Annotated in this window: 14 protein-coding genes and 1 pseudogene; 5 read left to right on the top strand and 10 right to left on the bottom strand. The window is 72.0% G+C overall.

Annotation, left to right across the window (positions count from 1 at the left end; translation table 11 throughout):
* Positions 1-61 precede the first annotated feature (61 nt).
* Together OHS71_RS13390 and OHS71_RS13395 are read left to right on the top strand one after the other, a co-directional pair.
* Positions 62-1,444, top strand: a complete 1,383-nt coding sequence (locus tag OHS71_RS13390; protein WP_328479609.1) for an L-serine ammonia-lyase — start codon at positions 62-64, stop codon at positions 1,442-1,444.
* Between the two features lie 72 nt (positions 1,445-1,516).
* Positions 1,517-2,059, top strand: a complete 543-nt coding sequence (locus OHS71_RS13395; RefSeq protein WP_328479610.1) for an MOSC domain-containing protein — start codon at positions 1,517-1,519, stop codon at positions 2,057-2,059.
* Positions 2,060-2,302: 243 nt separating this feature from the next.
* On the opposite strand, the gene OHS71_RS13400 is transcribed toward OHS71_RS13395, so the two are convergent.
* Positions 2,303-2,965, bottom strand: coding sequence for an NADPH-dependent F420 reductase (locus OHS71_RS13400; protein ID WP_328479611.1), 663 nt, complete (start codon positions 2,963-2,965; stop codon positions 2,303-2,305).
* Positions 2,966-3,037: 72 nt separating this feature from the next.
* The gene (locus OHS71_RS13405; protein ID WP_328479612.1) at positions 3,038-4,048 is read right to left on the bottom strand and encodes a zinc-dependent alcohol dehydrogenase family protein; all 1,011 of its coding nucleotides are present in this window, start codon (positions 4,046-4,048) and stop codon (positions 3,038-3,040) included.
* Between the two features lie 115 nt (positions 4,049-4,163).
* Between OHS71_RS13405 and OHS71_RS13410 the strand changes: the two genes are divergently transcribed.
* Positions 4,164-5,120 carry an AraC family transcriptional regulator gene (locus OHS71_RS13410; protein ID WP_328479613.1) on the top strand — a complete coding sequence of 319 codons (957 nt, stop codon included), beginning with the start codon at positions 4,164-4,166 and terminating at the stop codon, positions 5,118-5,120.
* 76 nt (positions 5,121-5,196) lie between these two features.
* On the opposite strand, the gene OHS71_RS13415 is transcribed toward OHS71_RS13410, so the two are convergent.
* The gene (locus OHS71_RS13415; protein ID WP_328484495.1) at positions 5,197-5,409 is read right to left on the bottom strand and encodes an EF-hand domain-containing protein; all 213 of its coding nucleotides are present in this window, start codon (positions 5,407-5,409) and stop codon (positions 5,197-5,199) included.
* Positions 5,410-5,471: 62 nt separating this feature from the next.
* Positions 5,472-6,166: pseudogene (locus tag OHS71_RS13420) on the bottom strand (helix-turn-helix domain-containing protein).
* A 60-nt stretch (positions 6,167-6,226) separates the two neighbouring features.
* On the opposite strand from OHS71_RS13420, the gene OHS71_RS13425 reads away from it, so the two are divergent.
* A complete protein-coding gene (locus tag OHS71_RS13425; RefSeq protein WP_328479614.1) occupies positions 6,227-6,925 on the top strand; it encodes a GNAT family N-acetyltransferase in 699 nt (232 codons plus the stop codon).
* A 118-nt stretch (positions 6,926-7,043) separates the two neighbouring features.
* Here the strand turns inward: OHS71_RS13425 and OHS71_RS13430 are convergent, their stop codons facing one another.
* The 6 genes from OHS71_RS13430 to OHS71_RS13455 form a co-directional block, all read right to left on the bottom strand.
* Complete coding sequence (locus tag OHS71_RS13430; protein ID WP_328479615.1) at positions 7,044-8,240, bottom strand: YncE family protein; 1,197 nt, start codon at positions 8,238-8,240, stop codon at positions 7,044-7,046.
* The gene (locus tag OHS71_RS13435) at positions 8,240-9,112 is read right to left on the bottom strand and encodes a polysaccharide deacetylase family protein (RefSeq protein WP_328479616.1); all 873 of its coding nucleotides are present in this window, start codon (positions 9,110-9,112) and stop codon (positions 8,240-8,242) included. Before OHS71_RS13435 ends, OHS71_RS13430 begins: the two co-directional genes overlap by 1 nt.
* A gap of 182 nt (positions 9,113-9,294) precedes the next feature.
* Positions 9,295-9,798 carry an ATP-binding protein gene (locus OHS71_RS13440; RefSeq protein ID WP_328479617.1) on the bottom strand — a complete coding sequence of 168 codons (504 nt, stop codon included), beginning with the start codon at positions 9,796-9,798 and terminating at the stop codon, positions 9,295-9,297.
* Positions 9,799-10,086: 288 nt separating this feature from the next.
* Positions 10,087-10,854, bottom strand: coding sequence for an enoyl-CoA hydratase/isomerase family protein (locus tag OHS71_RS13445; protein ID WP_328479618.1), 768 nt, complete (start codon positions 10,852-10,854; stop codon positions 10,087-10,089).
* A 173-nt stretch (positions 10,855-11,027) separates the two neighbouring features.
* Positions 11,028-12,281, bottom strand: a complete 1,254-nt coding sequence (locus tag OHS71_RS13450; protein WP_443046928.1) for a L,D-transpeptidase — start codon at positions 12,279-12,281, stop codon at positions 11,028-11,030.
* Between the two features lie 169 nt (positions 12,282-12,450).
* A complete protein-coding gene (locus tag OHS71_RS13455; protein WP_328479619.1) occupies positions 12,451-13,695 on the bottom strand; it encodes a L,D-transpeptidase in 1,245 nt (414 codons plus the stop codon).
* 153 nt (positions 13,696-13,848) lie between these two features.
* On the opposite strand from OHS71_RS13455, the gene glgX reads away from it, so the two are divergent.
* A complete protein-coding gene (gene glgX / locus OHS71_RS13460; protein WP_328479620.1) occupies positions 13,849-16,080 on the top strand; it encodes a glycogen debranching protein GlgX in 2,232 nt (743 codons plus the stop codon).
* Positions 16,081-16,433 lie beyond the last annotated feature (353 nt).

Consider the following 16,433-nt stretch of genomic DNA (forward strand, 5'->3'; position numbering starts at 1 on the left):
TGCCGCGCACACTGTGAGGTGTGGGCGGCACCCCGCACCACCCCGTACGAAGGAGTCCCCCGTGGCCATCTCGGTCTTCGACCTGTTCTCGATCGGTATCGGCCCGTCCAGCTCGCACACGGTCGGCCCGATGCGCGCGGCGCGCATGTTCGCCCGGCGGCTGCGCAGCGAGGGGCTGCTGGACTCCGTCGCGTCGGTGCGCTGCGAGCTGTACGGCTCGCTGGGCGCGACGGGCCACGGCCACGGCACCCCGAAGGCGGTGCTGCTCGGTCTGGAGGGCGCCTCACCGCGCACGGTGGACGTGGAGGGCGCGGACGACAGGGTGGAGCAGATCAAGGACTCCGGCCGGCTGCGGCTGCTGGGCTCGCACGAGGTCCCGTTCTCCTTCGGCGACGACCTGGTCCTGCACCGCCGCAAGGCCCTCCCGTACCACGCCAACGGCATGACGATATGGGCCCGTGACGCGCAGGGCGCCGACCTGCTGTCGAAGACGTACTACTCGGTCGGCGGCGGCTTCGTCGTGGACGAGGACGCGGTCGGCGCGGACCGCATCAAGCTCGACGACACGGTCCTGAAGTACCCCTTCCGCACGGGTGACGAGCTGCTGCGCCTGGCGAAGGAGACCGGCCTGTCGATCTCCTCCCTGATGCTGGAGAACGAGCGTGCCTGGCGCACCGAGGACGAGATCCGAGCCGGGCTGCTGGAGATCTGGCGGGTGATGCGGGAGTGCGTGTCCCGGGGCATGTCCCGGGAGGGCATCCTGCCGGGCGGGCTGCGCGTCCGCCGCCGGGCGGCCATGACGGCACGCCAGCTCCGGGCGGAGGGCGATCCACTGGCGCTCTCCATGGAGTGGATCACGCTCTACGCGATGGCGGTGAACGAGGAGAACGCGGCCGGCGGCAGGGTGGTGACGGCGCCCACGAACGGCGCCGCGGGCATCATCCCGGCGGTCCTGCACTACTACGTGAACTTCGCGGCCGGGGGCGCCTCCGAGGGGGAGAAGGAGGACGGGGTGGTCCGCTTCCTCCTCGCGGCCGGCGCGATCGGCATGCTCTTCAAGGAGAATGCCTCCATCTCCGGTGCCGAGGTCGGCTGCCAGGGCGAGGTCGGCTCGGCCTGCTCGATGGCCGCGGGCGCGCTCGCCGAGGTGTTCGGCGGCTCCCCCGAGCAGGTGGAGAACGCGGCCGAGATCGGCATGGAGCACAACCTCGGCCTGACCTGCGACCCCGTGGGCGGTCTGGTCCAGATCCCGTGCATCGAGCGCAACGGCATGGCCGCGGTGAAGGCGGTCACGGCGGCCCGTATGGCGATGCGCGGCGACGGTTCGCACAAGGTGTCCCTGGACAAGGTCATCAAGACGATGAAGGACACGGGCGCGGACATGTCGGTGAAGTACAAGGAGACGGCCCGGGGCGGGCTGGCGGTCAACATCATCGAGTGCTGAGCGGAGGCGCCCGCCTCCCCTAGGCTCTGGGCTGCGGTTCACTGGGAGTCGCGGGAGAGGGGAACTCGCCGGATGAGTGGGTCGGTCAGCGCGGTCAGCAGGAGCGGTACGTACTCCTTCACCAAGCCCAACCGGGAGAGCGTCACACTGGTCGCCGGGCTCGGGGTGGCGGGGGACGTGCACGCCGGGGCGACGGTGAAGCACCGGTTCCGGATGAGGAAGGATCCCTCGCAGCCGAATCTGCGGCAGGTGCACCTCATCCACGAGGAGCTGTTCGCGCAGGTGCGTGCGGCCGGGTTCGAGGTGGCCGCCGGGGAGCTCGGGGAGAACGTGACCACGCGCGGCATCGATCTGCTCGGGCTGCCGACGGGGACGCTGCTGCGGCTCGGCGGCGAGGCCGTGGTCGAGGTGACCGGGCTGCGCAATCCCTGCGCGCAGATCGACGGCTTCCGGAGCGGGCTCCTGAAGCAGGTCGTCGGGCGGGGTCCGGACGGCCGTCCGGCCTTCAGGTCCGGGATCATGAGCGTGGTGCTGGCCGGGGGCGTGGTGCGCCCCGGGGACCCGATCACGGTCGAGCTGCCCGCCGGACCGCACCACCCTCTGCGGATCGTCTAGAGCCTGCACGGGGCCGGCGGCCCGGGCCGGGACCCCGGCCGTCGGTCGCAGGCTCTGGTGCCGTGACCGGAAGCGTTTGCCGGGCAGCTCGCGGCGTCCGGTGCGGTGCATCGCAAGGCGGAGCACCGCCCGCGTACGGGATGCACTCGGGTGATGCGACAACGCGGCGTGGGGGCTCCCCCGGCCGAAGGCTGGGGGAGTGCCGTGGGCGTCGCGAGCCGGTGAACCCTTCCGGTCACGGCCCTAGCCGCGGAAGGCCGCCGGGCGCTCCGGGTTCGCCTCCGCCAGCGCCCTGGTGACCGCCTCGGTGCCGGCCCGCAGCCCGTACACGGGGGTGTCGGGCTGCTGGCGCCAGGAGTCGTCGATGCCGCCCGCGTCCACGGTGTCGAAGCCGAGCTCGTCGATCAGGGCGCGCACCTTGGCCTTCGCCGTCTCGTCGTCGCCTGCGACCGGGAGCGCGACGCGATCGGGCCCGCCCGCGGTGCGCGGGCGGTCCAGGATGTCCTGGGCGTAGGTGCCGTTGAACGCCTTGATCACCGGGTGGCCGATCTGGCGTTCCGTCCAGCGGCTCTCGGTGAGGCCCTCGTCCTCGATGGCCGCGATCCGGCCGTCGCGCTGCTGCGGGTAGTAGTTGCCGGTGTCGATGACGGCCACGCCGTCGGCCGCGCCGTCCAGGAGGCCGGACGGCAGGTCCGGGACCGCCTTGAGCGGGATCGTGATCACCACGACCTCGGCGCCGCGCGGCGCCTCCTCGACGGTGACGGGGGTCGCTCCCGTCTCCTCGGCGAGTTCCTTGAGCGTCTGCGGCCCGCGGGAGTTCGCCACGGAGACGTCGTGGCCGAGGGCGCTGAGGCGCCGGGTGAGGTTGCCGCCGATGTTGCCCGCGCCGATGATGCCGATCTTCATGACGATCCTTGCCCCTTCCAGAACCGATGCACATGCATGCTTCTGGCCGGGTCAACCCCGGACGGCCGCGGGCTATTCCGTGACGCGAACGACGATCTTTCCCGTATGCGCGTTCGACTCCATCAGGCGATGGGCGTCCCGGATGCGGTCCAGGCCGTCGAAGACCTCGGCGACGACCGGGCGGAGCGTGCCGTCGGCGAGACCGGAGTTGACATAGTGGGAGCCGCGGCGGCGGCCGTCCTCGGTGCCGGTGACGACGAGGTTGGCGTAACCGTGCACGGTCAGCGGCCATCTGCGGGGCAGCAGGATGGGCTGCTGGTCCAGCCAGCCGTAGCTGACCAGCGTGCCGTCTGCGGCGGTCGCCTCGCCCAGGGCGGCGAAGCCGGCGCCGCCGATCGCGTCGAGGACGACGTCGGCGCCCCGGCCGCCGGTGAGCCGCACGGTTTCCTTGATCACGTCCTCGTCGTCGCTGACGATCACGTGCTCAGCGCCCAGGTCGTACAGCCGTCGCCGCTTGGCCTCGGTCCGGGTGGTGGCGATAGGGATCGCGCCTGCCCGGCGGGCGACCTGGATCGCGGCCGTCCCCACCCCGCTGGACGCGCCGGTGATCAGAACGCGGTCACCCGGGGCCAGACCCGCCCGTTCGACCAGGGCGCCGTAGGCGGTGGTGTAGGTGAGCCAGACGGCCGCCGCGTCGACGGCGTCCACCTCGGCCGGGCGCGGGACCAGCGAGGTCTGCGGCAGCAGGATGCGTTCGGCGTAGACCCCGTGGGCGCCGAGTTCGAAGTTGGCCGCCGACATCACCGGGTCGCCGGGCGCGAACGCCGTCACGCCCTCGCCGACCGCCTCGACCTCGCCCGCCGCCTCGTAGCCGTTGCGCGAGCCGGGCAGGGTCGGCCGGTAGTAGTAGCCGCCCGAGCGGAACAGGGCCTCGGCCCGGTTGAGCGCCACGGCCTCCACACGCACGAGCACCTCCCCGGGGCCGGGCGCGGGCAGGTCGACCTCTTCGACGGTGAGGACGTCGGGGCCACCGAGTTCGTGAAAGAGCACGGTACGAACGGGAGTTGAGGAAGAGAATGTCATGTCGTCGACGCTAGGCTCCGGCCACGAGACGATCCATGTCCGCCGGTATCGGTTTCCTGTCCATGCGTCTCACACAGTGCGTCCCGCCCCGCGCGGCGGACGCTACGGTGTCGGCATGGACGTACTCAGTGACGCCGTCGCCGCGATGCGCACCGGGCGGCCGCACTCCTCCCGACAGGACGTGCAGGCGCCCTGGGGGATGCGCTTCGGGGAGTCCGACGGCGCCGGGTTCCACGTTCTGCTGCGCGGGTCGGCCTGGCTGATCCCGGCCGGGGGCGAACCGGTCGCCCTCGCGGCAGGGGATGTGGTGTTCCTGGCGCACGGCCACGGCCACGCGCTGGCCAGCGGACTCGACGCCCCGCTGAAGGAGGTGCGGGTGGGCTCCGACGGTCGCTGGCCCGAACCCCCGCGCCCGGCCGACGCGCACGGGTGCGCGGACGCCGTGGTGATGTGCGGTGTCTACCGACTGGACCGCTCCCGCGCCCACCGTTTGCTGGCCGAACTGCCGGAAGTCATGCACCTGCCCGCCCGGGTCGGCACGCACCGCTCGCTGCGCGCCGCGGTCGAGCTGCTGGGCATGGAGCTGGACGAACGCAGCCCAGGTTCGGACGCCATCGTCACCGCGCTCCTGGACACGCTCCTGCTGTACATCCTGCGTGCGTGGTGGCAGCAGGAGCGGGGCGCCGGACGGACCGCGGGCTGGGCGGCGGCGCTCGCCGACCCGGCGGTCTCGGCGGCGTTGCGCGCGATCCACGGCGACCCGGCCCGGCCGTGGACGGTGCAGGAGCTGGGCGGCGAGGGCGGGCTGTCCCGGGCGGCCTTCGCACGCCGGTTCACCGCGCTGGTCGGCGAGCCGCCGCTGACCTATCTGACCTGGTGGCGGATGACCACCGCCGGCCGACTCCTCCGGGCGGACGACGCCCCCCTGCGGCAGGTCGCCCAACGCAGTGGCTACACCTCGGAGTTCGCCTTCGCCAAGGCGTTCAAACGGGAGTACGGCGTCGCGCCGGGGCAGTACCGACGATCGCCGGGCCCTGCGAATCGAGCGCCGGGCTCGAACAGCCGGGCCTGAAGAGCGGAGCCTGACGGGCCGGGCAGGAACAGACAGGGGGCGCCCCGCTTCTGCGAGGCGCCCCCTGTCGCTCGTCTCACTTGTTCAGGTGCGCCCAGAACTCGTCGAACGAGAGGAGCTTGTCGCCGTTGAGGTCACGGCTCTTGATGATGACCTCGGCGACCGACTCGGTGACGTTCCAGTCACCTTGCTGGGCCAGGGCGGTCTTGAACTCGGCCGCGGTGATGAAGCCGTCCCCGTCCGTGTCGATCCGCTGGAACTGCTTGCGCGCTTCTTCGATGTCGGCCACCGATCCGCCCCTCTTCGTCATGCCTTGCGGTCATACTCGCTGTTCTACTGACGCAGGTCAGGTTAACGGCCCTGGTGAGCCCGCAGCGCGGCGACCACCCAGGAGAACTCGGCGTCGTACGACGGCTGGGGTCCGACGCCGTTCACGATCGCCGACACCCGGCGGTACCGGGCGACCCGGACGTTGGCGGTGGCGGTGAGGCGGTCCAGGACGGCGGCCCGGTCCGCGTCGCCCAGCAGGCCCCGCAGGATCTCCTCGGCCGCCGGGTCCGCGGGGCCGACGCCCTGCCGCAGTGCCTCGCCCCCCGAGGTGGCGAGGTGGTGCACGAGACGGCTCATGAAGTCGTCGACGATCCGCTTGCGCCCGGCCGCCGACAACCGGGCCAGTTTGTTCATCAGGGTCATCTCCTCCGCGGTCGAGCCGCGTCGCGCCACGGACGACAGCACGGCCCGGGTCACCTTCAGCGACCTGATCTGCGCGTCCAGCGCCGTCACGTGCGCCGCCGCGACTTCGGCGACCGTCCGCTCCCCGGCCAGCACCCGGCGCACGTCGGCCAGGCCGAGGCCCAGCTCACGCAGGGTGCGGATCAGTTCCAGCCGGCGGCGCACTCCGCGTCGTAGAGGCGGTGGTCGCCGGCCGAGCGGGCCACGGGGGTCAGCACGCCCTCGTCGGACCAGTAGCGGATGGTGCGCACGGTCAGTCCGGTGGAGCGGGCCAGCTCTCCGATGGTGAGGAGTCCGGTACCGTCGTCGATCATGTGTGTGAGTCTGGGCCCTCCAGTGGGTGGAGATTCAAGGAGTACGAGGGGGCCGGCGCGGTGGGGAATCTGCGGGACATTCTCGACGCGGCCGCGCGCGGGGTCTTCCCTCCCCTCGACGGCCGCACGACCGTCGTCCCCCAGCCCTCCCGCCGCGACGCGGGCGTCCTCTCCTTCACCGCCCACTCCGTGGTCTTCACCGACGAGGACCCGCAGTGGGTGCACGAGACACTGCGCGCCGCCGACTGCGACGCCCTCGCCGCGTCGATGAGCCCGCGCTTCCTGACCGCTCTGCTGGACCGTACGGGCCGGGTCGCGGAGACGATCGACGCACTGGTGGTCGGCTCCCCGCTGCCGGGTGCTCCTTCCCTCTCGCTGACGGAGATCGAGGACCGGGACCACCCCCGGGTGGTGAGCTCCCGTCGGCGGCGCGACGAGGTCCGGGTGTGGGCCGCCGAGGGAGGCGTGGTCGTGCTCGGGCGCGGGGTCGCGGGACGGCTGGAGGTCGCCGTGGAGGTCGAGGAGGACGTACGGCACCGGGGCACGGGGCGGGCCCTGGCGGCAGCGGCGCGGCACCTCGGCGGGGGCGAGCCGGTGTGGGCGCAGATCTCGCCCGGGAACGCCCGCAGCACACGGGCGTTCCAGGCGGCCGGGTACCGGCCGGTCGGCGCGGAGGCGCTGCTCACCGTCAGGCCGGACCGGGGCGTCGCGGCGGCGCGTGGCACGGCCCCCGGTTCGGACCGCTCGCCCGGCCGCTGAGCATCGCGGGGCCCCGCGGCGCTCGCCCTGGAGCCTGTCGTCCGGATCAAGTCGCGCGTCGCGGGGTGTGGCACGCAGGACACCGTGAGTCGGGCCGACCTGATCCAAACGAGAGGCCCTAGCGGAAGATGCCGGTGTGGCCGAGCGAGTAGCGGCCCGGCTGCGGGTAGACGGCGAGGCCGTGCGGGCCCCTGCCGACCTTGATGCGGGCGAGCTGCTGTCCGGTGCGGGTGTCGATGGCGTAGACCTCGGCGTTGTACCGCCCGGACAGCCACAGGACCTTGCCGTCCGCCGAGACGCCGCCCATGTCGGGGCTGCCGCCCTGCGGGAGGCGCCACTTCTTGATGACGGCGTTCTCGTGGAAGCCGAAGACGGAGACAGTGCCCTCGCCCCGGTTGGACACGTACATCTCGCGGGAGTCGCGGCCGACGTACAGTCCGTGGCAGCCCTTGCCGGTGTAGAGGAAGCCGGGCTTGCCGAAGCGGTCGCCGTCGACGATCCACATCCCGTCGGCCATCATGTCGGCGACGTAGAAGCGCTTCCCGTCGGGCGAGACCTTCACGTCCTGCGGCATGGCGCCCTTGAAGGGCAGTTTCTGCCGGCCGACGACCTTCATCTGCTCGGTGTCGACCTTCAGCAGCTCGCCGCTGAACTCGCAGGACACGATGAAGTACTTGCCGTCCAGGGAGAAGTCGGCGTGGTTGACGCCGTAGCAGGTGACCGGTTCCGTCTTGATCCGCTCCATGGTGTGCGGGTCGCGGAAGACGAGTTCGCGGTCGAGGGAGGCCATCACGACGGCGTACTTGCCGTTGGGCGTGAAGTAGAGGTTGTACGGGTCGTGCACCGAGACCTCCTTGCCCGCCTTTCCGGTCCGGGGGTCGATGGGGGTCAGGGTGTGGCCGCGGTTGTTGTTCACCCACAGGGTCTTCAGGTCCCAGGACGGCACGACGTGCTGCGGCTGCCGACCCACCCGGATCGTCTCGATCACCCGGTACGTCTTCGGGTCGATCACGGAGACGGTGTCGGACTCGGTGTTGGGGACGTAGACCCGGGACGGGAAGTCCTTGACCACAGGGGAGAGCCGGCCCGGGCGGTCGGCGGCGTAGACGTCCTTGGGGTCGAGCACCGGCGGCATGCCGGGCAGAGCGTCGGCGGTGGCCTTGTGGGCCTTCTTCGCCGGCTTGGGGGCGGCCGCCCTGGTGGTCCCTCCCGGTCCCTCCCCGGCCGCCCCGCCCCCGGCCCCGGCGCCGCAGGCGGCGAGGACGGCGAGCGCGGCGCCCGCGAGCAGGGTGCTTTTCACGAGGTTGCGGTGCATCAGCCGATCAGCTCCGTGGTGGTGACCGCGCGCAGTCCGCGGTGGCCGAGTTCGTCGAGTACGGCCGGGAGCGCGGCGACCGTGTCCGCGTACCCGAAGTGCAGGCTCACGACGGACCCGCCCCGGACCTCGTCGAGGACGGTGCGGGCGACGGCGGGCGCGCCCGGCGAGGTGAAGTCGAGCGAGTCGACGTCGTAGGAGAGGACGTGCGGGTAACCGGCGCGGCGGGCGAGCCTTTCCACCAGCGGCGAGGCGCGGGAGGCGCGGGAGGGTCGGAACCAGGCGCCGATGGACCCGGTGAGTCTGCGCAGCCGCTCGGCGCAGCCGGTGATCTCGGCCGCCGCCTCCGCCTCGGACATGGCGTTGATGTCCAGGTGGCGCTGGGTGTGGTTGCCGAGCTCGTGGCCGCCGTCGAGGACCCGGCGGGCGAGGTCGGGGTGTTCGTCGAGCCACGCCCCGACGGCCAGCACGGTGACCCGGGCGCCGTGCCGCTCGGCCTCTGCCAGCAGGGCCCGGGCGACGGAGGGTTCACCCTGGCCGTGGAAGGTGAGTGCGATCCGGGGCCGGTCGCGGGGGCCGTGCGTGATCTGGGCGGGCTGCCCGGGGAAGGCGCGGGGGGCCGGGGCGGGCCGGGGACGGGCAGGCGGCCTGGTTGCGGGGGCCGGGGAAGCGGGCGGCGCGGAGCCGGAGACCGCGGAGGTACGGGCCGCTGGGGTCGCGGCTGCGGAGGAAGGAGAGGCTGGGGAGGTGGGGGCGTGCTGGGCGACGGCGCCGGACGAGGACCCGGAGGGCGAGCACGCGGCCGCGAACGCACCCCCGGCGACGAGCCCGGCGCCCGCCCGCAGCGCGGAACGGCGGTCGGATGTGGTCACCGCACCATTTAAGGCCCGGTATGCGCCGATTCCGGCCATTGACGCCCCAGAGCTTGCGGGCTCGGGGACGCACCGTCAGCCCGTCCGGCGGTGGAGGGCGAGGCCGTGCAGGACCGAACCGAGGGCCCGGTGACGGCAACGCCGGAAGACGGCCCCCACCACGCACCCGGCGCAGACCCGACCTAGCGGTCGGCGACCCGCATCTCGAACCACGTCGTCTTGCCGCGGGGCAGCAGGTCCACGCCCCACCGGTCGGACAGTCTGTCGACGAGGAACAGTCCTCGGCCGCTGATGTCCAGCTCCTGGACCGGCATCAGGCAGGGGAGCCCTCGGGAGGGGTCGCGGACCTCGACGCGGATCCAGCCGCGGCGGCGGCGCATCCGCAGGCCGAAGACCCGGGCACCGGTGTGACGCACCGCGTTGCCGACGAGTTCGGAGACGAGGAGGACCGCGTCCTCCGTCATCCTGGGCGTCAGGCCCCACTGGCGCAGCACGACGATCTGGGCCAAGCGGCGGGCCGTGGCGGCGGACTCGGGGCGGGACGGCAGCGGAACCTCGCCGTCGGTCGGGTTGCCGAACAACTCCAGCGCTTTCAGCGCCCGTTCGTCCTCGACCGCAGGCGACCAGCGCGCCGCGGCAGCACGGCTCGGTCCCCGCGGCTGTTCCATGCCCTCCAGCCCCGCCATGCCCCCATCATGGCCGTCCGGAGCCCCCTCCGGGGCCGTTCCGGCGGAATGGACCCCCCGGAACGCACCGTTCCGTATAGATGGATCGGCATATGCCAGCGACAGATCAAAGCCTGACAAACCAGCACTGACCTGCGAGAAGGAGCGGCCGACAGGCACGGTCCGGGCTTCCCCGACAAGACAGGCTTAAGGTCGCCTTAAGGTTTCCATAATCCGCCCCATCGAGGGACCCGGGTGAGACACCCCGTCAATTGCAAGTGTTCACGGACAGCCGGAAGGAGACGTCCCTCACAGGAACTTGGCCTTGCCCGGACCCTCCTCCACGAAGCTGCGCATGCCGATCTCGCGGTCGGCGGTGGCGAACAGCCCGGCGAACCAGTTCCGTTCGATCGCCAGGCCCGTCTCGAGGTCGGTCTCCAGACCGGTGTCGATCGACTCCTTCGCGGCGCGCAGCGCGATGGCCGGCCCCTGCGCCAGCTTCGCGGCCCAGCGGTGCGCCTCCGTGTACACGTCGGCCGCCGGGACGACCCGGTCCACCAGCCCCAGGGCGAGCGCCTCGTCGGCCTTGACCATCCGGCCCGTGAAGATCAGGTCCTTCGCCTTGGAGGGGCCGACCAGCCGGGACAGGCGCTGGGTGCCGCCCGCGCCGGGGATCAGCCCGAGCAGGATCTCCGGCTGGCCCAGCTTGGCGTTGTCCCCGGCGATCCGGAAGTCCGCGCACAGGGCGAGCTCGCAGCCGCCGCCCAGCGCGTACCCGGTCACGGCCGCGACGACCGGCTTGGGGATGCGGGCCACCGCCGTGAAGGAGTCCTGGAGCGCGCGGGCGCGCAGGACCATCGCGGTGTGGTCCATCGCCTGCATCTCCTTGATGTCCGCGCCGGCCGCGAACACCTTCTCCCCGCCGTACAGGACGACCGCGCGTACGTCGTCACGACGGGCCGCCTCCTCGGCGAGCTCCTTGAGCCGGTCCTGGGTGGCGACGTCCAGCGCGTTCATGGGCGGACGGTCGAGACGCAGCGTGCCGACGCCGTCGGCGACTTCGAGATTCACGGTCATGCCAGCAGGTTAACGGTGACTAACGTCGACGGGGCGGGTGCGGTAGGTCACACACGGCCGGGGGCCCGGGCGTCGCCCCCCTCCCGGGCAGGCACAGCGCACGGCGACCGACGACGACGGGCCCGGTGCCGCGTGTGCGGCGCCGGGCCCGTCGTCGTGCGAAGGAGCGGGAGTTACTTCGTCCACTCCGCCCACGGGATGTTCCAGCCGTTGAGGCCGTTGGCCGGGTTGACCGTCGGGTCGGTGGAGTTCTTCACGACGACCACGTCGCCGACCATCGAGTGGTTGAAGAACCAGGCGGCCGGCACGCCGCTGTCGTAGCCGCCGCGCACGTCCCGCAGGCCGATGCAGCCGTGGCTGGCGTTGTAGTTGCCGAAGGCGTCGCCGCCCCAGTAGTTGCCGTGCACGAACGTGCCGGAGTCGGTCAGGCGGATGGCGTGCGGGACGTCCTTGATGTCGTACTCGCCGTCGTAGCCGACCGTGTCGCCGTTCATCCGGGTCACGGTGAACTTCTCGCTCATGACCATCTGGCCGTTCCAGGTGGCGTAGCCGGGCTTGCCGGTGGTGACCGGGATGGTCTTGACGACCTTGCCCTCCTGGGTCACCTGCATCGTGTGCTTCTTGGCGTCCACGACGGACACCTGGTCGCGGCCGATGGTGAAGGTGATGGTCTTGGCCTGCTTGCCGTAGACGCCCTTGCGGCCCTCGACGCCGTCGAGGTTCAGCTTGACCGTCACCTTGGTGCCGGACTTCCAGTACTTCTCGGGCCGGAAGTCGAGGCGGTCGTTGCCGAACCAGTGACCCTGCACGTCGACGGCCGGCACGGTCGTGACGGTGATGGCCTTCTTCACGTCGTCCGGGTGGGTGATGCCCCGGGTGAAGCGCACCGAGAAGGGCATGCCGACGCCGACCGTGGAACCGTCCTCGGGCGTGAAGTTGCCGGTGAAGGTGTTCTGCGGGCTCAGCGTGGTGAAGGACGAGTCCTCGGCGGCCGTACGGCCCTCGGAGTCCTTCGCGACGGCGTGCACCTGGTACTTGGTGGACCCGGCGAGGTGCGTGGCCGGCGTCCAGCCGACGCCGTCCGCGGAGATGGCGCCGGCGACCGCCGTGCCCTTGTCGTCCTTGACGACGACCTCGGTCAGTTTGCCCTTGGCGGCCGTCACCTTCAGGGCGCCGCTGGTGTCGACGTCCTTGGCCCCGGTCTTCGGGGCGATGGTCACGACCGCCTCCGACTGCTTGCTCTCGGCGGTGGCCGAAGCGCCCTTGCCGTCGGAACCCGCGTCCTTGGCGGACCCGGAGTCCGAGTCCCCGCCCCCGCCGCAGGCCGTGACGGCCAGCAGCAGCCCCCCGACGATCAGCGCCAACCGCTTGTCTCGGCCGCGTGAGCGCCCCCCAACCGACGCCCCCGATATCGGTCGCACGTTCAAAGTCGTTCTCCCCACTCCCCCGGGCCCTCCCCGGGCCCGCACCGCGACGCGTCCCCCGCGTTCGCCGCATATTAACCACATGGTCAGCGGCCCGGACGGGACAGGATTGTCACCGTTCAGTCCCAACTTGGACCATGGGAACGCGGGGAAGGTCGCACCGGGGACGAGGTCAGTCCAGGGCGTCGCCGGCGAGCCACTCCTTCCAGCTCATGTTCCAGCCGCCGAGCCCGTTGTCCGGGGCGACCTGCTTGTCCTCGCTGTGGACGACCTCGACGACGTCCCCGACGAGCGAGCGGTCGAAGAACCAGCCCGCGGGCGTGTCCGAGGCGCCGCCCTTGACGTCCCTGAGGCCCACGCAGCCGTGGCTCACGTTGGCCTTGCCGAAGACGTCCTGCGCCCAGTAGTTGCCGTGCAGGAAGGTGCCGGAGTTCGTCAGCCGCATGGCGTGCGGCACGTCCGGGATGTCGTACTCGCCCTTGCCGTCGGCCTTCTTGAAACCGACCGTGGCGCCGTTCATCCGGGTCAGCTCCAGCATCTCGGTCACCACCATCTTCCCGTTGTAGGTGGTGTTCTTCGGCGCCCCGGCCGTGATCGGCACTGTGGCCAGCAGGTCGCCGTCGCGGCGCACCTCCATGGTGTGTTCCGCCGCGTCCACCAGGGACACCTGGCTGCGGCCGACGGTGAAGGAGAACGACTTGTCCTGGAGCCCGTAGACACCGGGCGCCCCCTCGACGTCCCGCAGCCCGAGCGTGACGGTGACCCGGGTGCCGGGCGCCCAGTACTCCTCGGGCCGGAAGTCGAGCCGGGTGCCGCCGAACCAGTGCGGTCTGACGTCCACCGCGGGTTGCGCCGTGACCCGGACGGCGCGCTGGACCGCCACGCGGTTCTCGATCTCGCGGTTGAACTCCAGCGAGACGATCATCCCGGTGCCGACGGTGGAGCGGTTCTCGGGCGTGACGTAGCCGATGAAGCGTTCCTCGGGGACGTGGGTGGTGAAGGTGGTGTGCCGGGCCGAGCGGTTGCCCTCGCGGTCCAGCGCCACCACGTCGACGCTGTAGCGGGCGGCGAGCCCGAGCCGGTCGTCGTCCGGCCGCCAGCTCACACCGTCCGCGGCGATCCTGCCCGGTACCGGGGTCTCCTGCGCGTCCTGCGACCGCACGACCTTCACGGACTCCAGCCGCCCGCCGGGCACCCGCACCCGCAGGGCCTTCCCGGACCCCACGTCCTTGGCGCCGTCCTGCGGGGTGACGCGGATGACGTCCTCGGGAGCCGGGGGTTTGCCGAGCACCCGGTCGAGTCCGCTCCGGCTGTCCTCGCCGGTGCAGCCGGCGGCCCCGGCCAGAAGTCCTGCCCATGTCAATACGGCGGCCAGTGCGACCCCCACGCGCCCTGCGCGCCCATGTACGTGCCTCACACGGTGCCCAACGAGCGGGCATGCTCCGGGGAAACGTGAGTGCGAGGGCCGCTCTGGGCAGAAATGGGGGGAGGACGACGCGACGGGGAGCCGCGGCCGGGACACCGCGCGCTCTTTTCCCACGTCGTCCCACGAGCCGCGGGAGGCTGAACGGTGTCCAGCGCAGCCGAGCAGGAGGCGGTGGCCGAGCGTGCCACGCCGGACACCGTGATGAACGGTGCGTCGCGCAAGGTGCCGGGCCCACCCGTGTGGCCGGGCGCGTCCACACCCCTGGGCGCCCGGTTCCGGGTCGGCCCCGAAGGGGTCGCGGGCACCAACTTCGCCCTGTGGGCGGGTGGGGCCGAGGCGGTCGAACTGTGCCTGTTCGACGAGAGCGGGCGCGAGACACGCGCCCGGCTCACCGAACTCACCCACGAGATCTGGCACGGCTTCGTGCCCGGGATCATGCCGGGCCAGCGCTACGGCTACCGGGTGCACGGCCGCTGGGACCCGTGGACCGGCGGCCGCTGGAACCCGGCGAAGCTGCTCCTGGACCCGTACGCCCGGGCCGTGGACGGCGAGTTCAGCCTGCCGCCGGAGGTCTACGGGCACGTCCGGGACTGGCCCCAGCAGCAGGTCGCCGACACCGTGCGGGACGAACGGGACTCCGCGCCCCACGTCCCGAAGGGCGTCGTCGTCCACGACGACGACGACTGGGCCGACGACCGCCGCCCGAAGACGCCCTGGGCGGACTCGGTGATCTACGAACTGCACGTCCGCGGCTTCACGCGGCTGCACCCGGGCATCCCGGAGGAACTGCGCGGCACCTACGCCGGACTGGCCCACCCGGCGGCCGTGGACCACCTGGTGAGGCTGGGCGTCACGGCCGTCGAGCTGCTGCCGGTGCACCAGTTCGCGCACGAGGACCATCTGCTGCGCCGGGGGCTGAAGAACTACTGGGGCTACAACTCGATCGGTTACTTCGCCCCGCACGCCGCGTACGCCGCCGCCGGGACGAAGGGACAGCAGGTCGGCGAGTTCAAACGGATGGTGCGGGCCCTGCACGCGGCCGGGATCGAGGTGATCCTCGACGTCGTCTACAACCACACGGCGGAGGCCGGCGAGCTGGGGCCGACGCTGTCCCTGAAGGGCATCGACAACCGGGGCTACTACCGGGTGCAGCCGGACGCGCGCAGGTACGCCGACTACACCGGCTGCGGGAACACCCTGCACGTGGTCCAGCCGCATGTGCTGAGGCTGATCACCGACTCGCTGCGCTACTGGGTGACGGAGATGGGCGTCGACGGCTTCCGCTTCGACCTGGCGGCGGCCCTCGCCCGCTCCATGCACGACGTCGACATGCTGTCCCCGTTCCTGGCCGTGATCGCGCAGGACCCGGTGCTGCGCCGGGTGAAGCTGATCGCGGAACCGTGGGACGTGGGATCGGGCGGCTACCAGGTGGGCGCCTTCCCCCCGTTGTGGACGGAGTGGAACGACCGCTACCGCGACGCCGTACGGGACTTCTGGCGGCACGCGCTGCCGGACGTGCGGGAGATGGGCTACCGGCTGTCCGGGTCGAGCGACCTGTACGCGTGGGGCGGACGCCGGCCGTACGCGTCGGTCAACTTCGTCACCGCGCACGACGGTTTCACCCTGCGCGACCTGGTGTCGTACGACCGCAAGCACAACGAGGCCAACGGCGAGGGCAACCGGGACGGCACGAACGACAACCGCTCCTGGAACGGCGGCACCGAGGGCGAGACGTCCGACGAGGAGACCCTGGCGCTGCGGCGCAGGCAGTTGCGCAACCTGCTCACGACACTGCTGCTGTCGACGGGCGTGCCGATGCTGGTCGCGGGCGACGAGCTCGGGCGCACCCAGCGGGGCAACAACAACGCCTACTGCCAGGACAACGAGATCAGCTGGGTGGATTGGGGGTTGCTCGAGGAGCCGGGCTGGCGTGCGCTGTTCGACCTCACCGCCCGGCTGATCGCGCTGCGCCACCGCCATCCGGTGCTGCGCCGCCGCGCCTTCTTCTCCGGGCGGGCGCACTCGGCGGACGGGCTGCGCGACCTCGCCTGGTTCACCGAGCGCGGCACGGAGATGACCGAGGGGGACTGGTACGCGCCCGCGGCGACCCTCGGGATGTATCTGTCCGGACGGGACATCCCCGGCCGGGACGAGCGGGGCGCCCCGATCACCGACGACAGCTTCCTCGCCCTGCTGCACGCCGGGGACCGGCCGGTGGACTTCGTCCTGCCGGGACCACCGTGGGCCGAGCGGTACGAGGTGGTCGTCGACACCTCCAGCGAGGAGCAGGGCGAGGCGCCGGGGGTGACCCGTGCGGCGGGAGCGCCGGTGAAAATCCCGGGGCGGTCGGTTCTGCTGCTGCGGGTGGTGGGGTGAGACCTTGGTCGGGTGGGACAGGGCGGCTCCCGGGCGGGGGGCCCGGCGGACCCGTACGCCCCGGTCCGCTCAGCCGTCCGCCCCGCCCAGGATCCCCCGCTCGTAGGCCACCGCCGCCGCACGGTCCTTGACGCCCAACTCGGTGTGATCCGGCCGTCCTGGTGGGAGACGGACGAGAGATCCGGGAGGGCGTTCAGTTCACGGTCGATGACGGGCATGGCACCAGCCTCGCGGGCGGCGCCGGGCCCGCACATCGGCCGGCTCGCTCGAACGGGCATCGGCCGATTGGTTGACACCGGCCCTACGACCCCCCGGGAACGCAGGTCGTAGGACCAGCGACCGACCCCGGTCCG

It is taken from the genome of Streptomyces sp. NBC_00377, from assembly GCF_036075115.1.
Lineage (GTDB): Bacteria > Actinomycetota > Actinomycetes > Streptomycetales > Streptomycetaceae > Streptomyces.

Excerpts from the sequence above, each read along its gene's own strand:
- OHS71_RS13445 (WP_328479618.1), bottom strand. The coding sequence starts at position 10,854 with ATGACCGTGAATCTCGAAGTCGCCGACGGCGTCGGCACGCTGCGTCTC.
- OHS71_RS13440 (WP_328479617.1), bottom strand. The coding sequence starts at position 9,798 with ATGGCGGGGCTGGAGGGCATGGAACAGCCGCGGGGACCGAGCCGTGCT.
- OHS71_RS13430 (WP_328479615.1), bottom strand. The coding sequence starts at position 8,240 with ATGCACCGCAACCTCGTGAAAAGCACCCTGCTCGCGGGCGCCGCGCTC.
- OHS71_RS13410 (WP_328479613.1), top strand. The coding sequence starts at position 4,164 with ATGGACGTACTCAGTGACGCCGTCGCCGCGATGCGCACCGGGCGGCCG.
- OHS71_RS13405 (WP_328479612.1), bottom strand. The coding sequence starts at position 4,048 with ATGACATTCTCTTCCTCAACTCCCGTTCGTACCGTGCTCTTTCACGAA.
- OHS71_RS13395 (WP_328479610.1), top strand. The coding sequence starts at position 1,517 with ATGAGTGGGTCGGTCAGCGCGGTCAGCAGGAGCGGTACGTACTCCTTC.
- OHS71_RS13400 (WP_328479611.1), bottom strand. The coding sequence starts at position 2,965 with ATGAAGATCGGCATCATCGGCGCGGGCAACATCGGCGGCAACCTCACC.